Raw genomic sequence first — 2874 nt, forward strand, 5'->3', positions numbered from 1 at the left:
GACCTGCCGCGGCCGGACGAGATCAGCGAAGTGGTCAACGAGTGCACCAACATCCCGATTCACCCGCGCCACCCCTGGGTCGGCGAGATGGTCTACACCGCCTTCTCGGGCAGCCATCAGGACGCGATCCGCAAGTCGCTCAAGAAGCAGCGGCCGGACGAGCCGTGGCAGGTCGCTTATCTGCCCATCGATCCGCATGACATCGGTCGCGACTATCAGGCGGTGATTCGGGTCAACAGCCAATCCGGCAAGGGCGGCATGGCGTTCCTGCTCGAGCGCGACTACGGCATCAGCCTGCCGCGCTGGATGATGCTGGCGCTGGCGCCCCACGTGCAGCAGGAGAGCGAGAAGCGGGCCAGCGAACTCTCCAGCGAGATCATTCGCCAGGTGATGTTCGACCGGTTCACCTGCGAGTCACCGCTGTCGCTGGCCGACTATCGTCTTTCCAAAGGGCAGGACGAAGGCATCGAGGTGACCCTGTGGCAGGGCGCCGAGACGCTGCGTCTCTCCGGCAAGGGCAACGGTGCGATGTCCTCCTTCACCGACGCGTGGCAGAAGCATTCCGGCGTCAGCGTCGGCATCATCGACTACGCGGAGCACTCGCTGGGTGGCGACAGCGAGGCCAACGCCATCGCCTTCGTCCAGCTCAACGTCGACGGGCAACGCGTCTGCGCCGTGGCCGAGGACAGCGACACCGTCAGTGCCTCGCTCAAGGCGATCCTCTCCGGGATCAATCTGGCCGAGGCCCAGGGTGCGCCGCAGACCACCGAGGCGCGCGCGACCACCGTCGATTGAGCGTCACCGACCGCCGCGAGGCAAGACGAGAAGGGCGCCCATCGGGCGCCCTTCTGCGTTGTCGAGATAGTCTCGCGGTCGGCTCGGCTCAGGGGTAGCTGGGGGGCAGCAGCGTACGCAGATCATTGTTGAGCGGCAGCTCGAAGCTGGTCGCGCCGAGGATTGCGCGATCGGCGATACGCACCACCCGGGCATTGACGAACAGCCGATCCTGGGCCTGAGCGTAGGTGCCCACCAGCACCGCGCTGGCGTCGTAATCCTGACTCAGCCGTTGCACGTTACGCGACAGGATCAGCTCGCCGGTGTTCTCTTCGATGTAGAGGCTGTTGCGCAGCTTGACCTCGATCACCTGCTGGCCAGACTCGACCAACCGCGAGACGAACATTTCGCTCAGGGTACGGCCCAGGGTCGAGGATTGCCCGAGGTGGTCGACGTCGACGAAGGTGGTGGCGACCAGCGGTGCGGGGTCGTCGAGCCGCCCCCGGCTATTCTCGACCAGCGCCTTGGCTGCCGAGTCGACCCGCTCCAGGGTGGTCGGCTGGTGTGGGCGACCGTTGGGGTCGAGCATCGAGCAGCCTGTCAGTGCCGCCAGCAGCAGCACGAGCAGCAGCCGAGCGCAGAAAGATACGGACATTGCGGAACTCTCTCGGCTGCGCCTCACCATTGCGACGATACCTTGAGCTGGCCCTGCTCGGCAGCCGGCGCACGGCCGTATTGGCCGCTATCGCCGGGGTTGATGTAGTAGAGATTGGAAGAGGAGTAGAGCAGGGTCTGGTACTCGTCGGCCTGGACGGTGATGATCACCTCCTCGTCGCTCTCCGAGGTCCAGCTGCCGCTGAACAGGTCGACCAGCCCGGCGGCAGGGATCAGCGCCAGCGAGGGCTCGCGCCAGTGGTTGAACGGAATCGTTGCCACCGCGATGCCTGCCGCCAGGGCGGTCAACGCGCCCTGGGGTGGGCGGATCGGCTGGCGATCCCGGTGTGCCACGACCTGCACGTCGAAAGTGACGGTGGCCGCGCCGAGATCGCTGGTCCTGACCGTGGCGCCCTGTTTCACCAGCTCGCTGGTCAGCAGCGAGCCAAAGCCGCGGCTGAAGGCGGTTGCGGTCTCGGGGGGCCTAATATAGAGCGCGCGCCGATCGAGCCTGCGGTCGGCCATGATGGCCTTGGCCTCGTGCCGCGCCAGCACCTCCCAGTGATAGGCGGCCTGCATACGCTGCTGGGTGGTCGCCGGGTAGGTGGTGGCCAGCGGGGCCTGGGAGGTGTTGACGCCGAAGCAGCCGCTCAGCAGCGGCAGGCCGCAGAGCAGCACCCAAGGTTTCAATGACATGTGTAGAGAGTTCCTGTCCGATCGCCGGGACGTCTGTATGGTTATGGCTTTCGGAGAGTATCGGCGGGCACGCGCTCGGCTTGAGCGCGGCCGGGGAAAACTGCGTCAGGCGAGCGGTTTCGCTCTCCCTGGCGCCTACTCAGGGTTCGTAAGAAAAGTCGGCGAGCGCAGGCATTTTTCAGACGGAGCTTAGCGATCGCTGTCGCTGCGGATCTGCGCGTGGCTGATCAGGGCGAAGATGAAGGTGCCGCCGACGACATTGCCGAGCAGGGTCGGGAAGCCGAAGTGGAACAGGTATTCCGACCAGCCGGCGTGGCCGGAGAAGACCAGGTACATCACCTCGGTGGAGCCGACGATGATATGCGTGAACTCGCCGATCGCGACGAGGTAGGTCACGATCAGGATGACCCAGATCTTGGCGCTTCCCGCGCTGGGCAGCAGCCAGACCATGGTCGCGATCATCCATCCGGCCACGATGCCCTTGGCGAACATCTGCATCGGCGTGTTCTCGAGGATGTGCTCGCCCAGCGCGAGGAACGCCTCGTGGGTCTGCATCGAGAAGATCGGCAGTGCCAGAATGGCCCAGGCGGAGACGGCGACGCCGACCAGGTTGCCCACCAGCACCACGCCCCAGAGCCGGAGCAGGCACACGAACTTGCCGAGCCGGGGCTGGCTCATCACGGGAAGCACCGCCGTCACGGTATTCTCGGTGAAAAGCTGCTGGCGGGCCATGATGACCACCAGGAACCC

At 65.6% G+C, this 2874-nt stretch carries 4 protein-coding genes; 1 reads left to right on the forward strand and 3 read right to left on the reverse strand.

The window, feature by feature from the left end:
* On the forward strand, positions 1-795 hold a 795-nt coding region (locus AC3AYF_RS19870; RefSeq protein WP_487780252.1), incomplete at its 5' end, for an alpha-isopropylmalate synthase regulatory domain-containing protein.
* A gap of 88 nt (positions 796-883) precedes the next feature.
* On the opposite strand, the gene AC3AYF_RS19875 is transcribed toward AC3AYF_RS19870, so the two are convergent.
* The 3 genes from AC3AYF_RS19875 to AC3AYF_RS19885 form a co-directional block, all read right to left on the reverse strand.
* Positions 884-1429, reverse strand: a complete 546-nt coding sequence (locus tag AC3AYF_RS19875; protein ID WP_487780253.1) for a FlgO family outer membrane protein — start codon at positions 1427-1429, stop codon at positions 884-886.
* Between the two features lie 23 nt (positions 1430-1452).
* Positions 1453-2124, reverse strand: a complete 672-nt coding sequence (locus tag AC3AYF_RS19880; protein ID WP_295041416.1) for a hypothetical protein — start codon at positions 2122-2124, stop codon at positions 1453-1455.
* Between the two features lie 189 nt (positions 2125-2313).
* Positions 2314-2874, reverse strand: a 561-nt coding sequence (locus AC3AYF_RS19885; protein ID WP_295041414.1) for a formate/nitrite transporter family protein, incomplete at its 5' end; no start/stop codon positions are given.

The organism is Salinicola sp. (assembly GCF_982684285.1).